Below are 2,496 nucleotides of genomic sequence, written 5' to 3'. Positions count from 1 at the left end.
GGCAGCTCCTACAGTTGGAATGCGTTCCCCTGTAGGAGCTGCCGCAGGCTGCGATCTTTTTGCTGTTAGCCCTTGGCGCCAGCCTCGATCATGTTCTCCGGCCGCACCCAGGCATCGAACTCTTCATCGGTCAGATAGCCCAGTTGCAACGCCGCTTCACGCAAGGTCAGACCCTCGCCGTAAGCCTTCTTGGCGATTTCTGCCGACTTGTCGTAGCCGATGTGCGGGTTCAACGCGGTCACCAGCATCAGGCCACGTTCCAGGTGCTGCGCCATGACCTGCGCATCCGGCTCGAGCCCGGCGATGCAGTGCTGCTGGAAGTTGCTGCAGCCGTCAGCGAGCAGGCGGATCGATTGCAACACGTTATGGATGATCACCGGTTTGTATACGTTCAATTGCAGGTGACCCTGACTCGCCGCGATGCCGATGGTGACATCGTTGCCCAATACCTGGCAGGCGAGCATCGACAGCGCTTCGCACTGGGTCGGGTTGACCTTGCCGGGCATGATCGAGCTGCCCGGTTCGTTGGCCGGCAATTTCACTTCGGCCAATCCGGTGCGAGGGCCTGAGCCGAGCAGGCGCAGATCGTTGGCGATTTTCATCAGCGCCACGGCGAGGGTCTTCAGGGCACCGGACAGACTGGTCAGCGGCTCATGCCCTGCCAGCGCGGCAAATTTGTTCGGCGCGGTGACGAACGGCAGGCCGGACAGCGCGGCAAGCTCGGCAGCAATCGCTTCGCCAAAACCGTGCGGCGAATTCAGGCCGGTGCCGACGGCAGTGCCACCCTGCGCCAGTTCGCACACCGCCGGCAGTGCCGCACGGATCGCTCGCTCGGCGTAATCCAGTTGCGCTATGAACCCGGACAACTCCTGACCGAAGGTGATCGGCGTCGCGTCCATCATGTGCGTACGGCCGGTCTTCACCAGTTTCATGTGGCGCGCCGCCAGTTCGGCCAGACCGCCGGACAGCTCCGCAATCGCGGGCAGCAATTGCTCCTGCACGGCTTTGGCCGTGGCGATGCTCATGGCGGTGGGGAAGCAATCGTTGGAGCTTTGCGAGCGGTTGACGTGATCGTTGGGGTGCACCGGCGTCTTGCCGCCGCGCGGGTTGCCGGCCAGTTCGTTGGCCCGGCCGGCGATCACTTCGTTGACGTTCATGTTGCTCTGGGTGCCGCTGCCGGTCTGCCAGACCACCAGCGGAAACTGGTCGTCGTGCTGGCCGTCGAGGACTTCGTCGGCGGCCTGTTCGATCAGGCGGGCGATGTCGGCGGGCAGGTCGCCGTTGCGGTCGTTGACCCGGGCGGCGGCTTTCTTGATCAGGGCCAGCGCGTGCAATACCGGCAGCGGCATGCGTTCCTGACCAATGGCGAAGTTGATCAGCGAGCGTTGCGTCTGAGCACCCCAGTAGGCGTCGTCCGGGACTTCGATCTGGCCCAGGCTGTCGGTTTCGATACGGCTCATCGTGCACACTCCTGTTGGTCTGTTTGCGCAGTTTAGGCCCGGTCAGGCCCAGGTGGTTCCCTCGAACCGATTGTTGACCGGCAAAACCCCGCCAATCAAGCACGGCAAGGCCCGGGGGTTGAGCCACGAGGTTTTTTAGGCGCAGAATGGTCGCCCTTGGGGTTTGACCTCGCCTAGCTGAAAAGGAAACTCGATGACTCGTCTTCGTGCCATCTGCACCGCGGTTGCACTGGTTTGCGCCAGCGGCCAGGTGCTTGCCGATACCGCCAGCCACAACGCCAGTGCTGAAGCTTTCCTGACCCTGGCGCACGCTGACAAGCTGGGCACTCCGGTGTACATGCAAGTGCAGCAAATGTTCGCTCAGCGTTTTGAACAGACCAAAGCCCCGGAATCCAAGAAAGCCGTACTGGAAACCTACCAGGCCAAGGCCAACGCCGCGCTGGACCAGGCCATCGGCTGGAACAAGCTCAAGCCTGACATGGTCAAGCTCTACACCAGCAATTTCAGCGAATCGGAGCTGAAAGACCTGGTTGCGTTCTATCAGTCGCCACTGGGCAAGAAAGTCCTGGAAAAAATGCCGCAGCTGACCCAGCAATCGGCCCAGATGACCCAGGCCAAACTGGAAAGCGCCGTGCCAGTCGTCAACAAGCTGCTCGACGACATGACCAACGAGCTGGCACCGAAAGGCGCTGCGCCGGCCAAGAAGAAGTAAGCGGAGTTCGTGATGAGCATGCAACAACGCATCGAATCCACGCTGGCTCTGCTTCAGCCTGAACATTTGCAGGTGCTGGACGAAAGCCACATGCACAGTCGCGGGTTGCAGACCCACTTCAAGGCGGTGGTGGTCAGCGCGCAGTTCGAAGGCCTGAACCGGGTCAAGCGCCATCAGAAAGTCTACGGCACGCTCGGCGAGCTGATGGGCGAGTTCCATGCGTTGGCGCTGCACACCTACACCCCGCAGGAATGGGCAAAAGTCGGCGCCGCTCCGGCGTCGCCGACCTGTGCCGGCGGTAGCAAACATTAAGATCAAAAGATC

3 protein-coding genes are annotated in these 2,496 nt (G+C 61.8%); 2 read left to right on the top strand and 1 reads right to left on the bottom strand.

What is annotated here, in order from left to right; genetic code table 11:
• Window positions 1-65: 65 nt before the first annotated feature.
• Entirely contained in the window at window positions 66-1,460 is a 1,395-nt protein-coding gene (locus HT737_RS06900) for a class II fumarate hydratase (protein ID WP_182401967.1), read from the bottom strand.
• 193 nt (window positions 1,461-1,653) lie between these two features.
• Between HT737_RS06900 and HT737_RS06895 the strand changes: the two genes are divergently transcribed.
• Both HT737_RS06895 and HT737_RS06890 read left to right on the top strand, forming a co-directional pair.
• Entirely contained in the window at window positions 1,654-2,172 is a 519-nt protein-coding gene (locus tag HT737_RS06895; RefSeq protein WP_003226938.1) for a DUF2059 domain-containing protein, read from the top strand.
• A 12-nt stretch (window positions 2,173-2,184) separates the two neighbouring features.
• Window positions 2,185-2,484 (top strand): BolA family transcriptional regulator, encoded by a 300-nt coding sequence (locus HT737_RS06890; RefSeq protein WP_182401965.1) that lies wholly within the window; start codon window positions 2,185-2,187, stop codon window positions 2,482-2,484.
• Window positions 2,485-2,496 lie beyond the last annotated feature (12 nt).

Origin of the sequence: Pseudomonas sp. MD195_PC81_125, from assembly GCF_014060985.1 — a bacterium.
GTDB lineage: Bacteria > Pseudomonadota > Gammaproteobacteria > Pseudomonadales > Pseudomonadaceae > Aquipseudomonas > Aquipseudomonas parakoreensis.
The sequence above is the reverse complement of the archived record's forward strand: the minus strand, read 5'-3'. Positions and strand labels throughout refer to the sequence as shown.

What these genes read in the sequence shown, in the direction of transcription:
- HT737_RS06890 (WP_182401965.1), top strand. Translation starts at nt 2,185, where the DNA reads ATGAGCATGCAACAACGCATCGAATCCACGCTGGCTCTGCTTCAGCCT.
- HT737_RS06900 (WP_182401967.1), bottom strand. Translation starts at nt 1,460, where the DNA reads ATGAGCCGTATCGAAACCGACAGCCTGGGCCAGATCGAAGTCCCGGAC.
- HT737_RS06895 (WP_003226938.1), top strand. Translation starts at nt 1,654, where the DNA reads ATGACTCGTCTTCGTGCCATCTGCACCGCGGTTGCACTGGTTTGCGCC.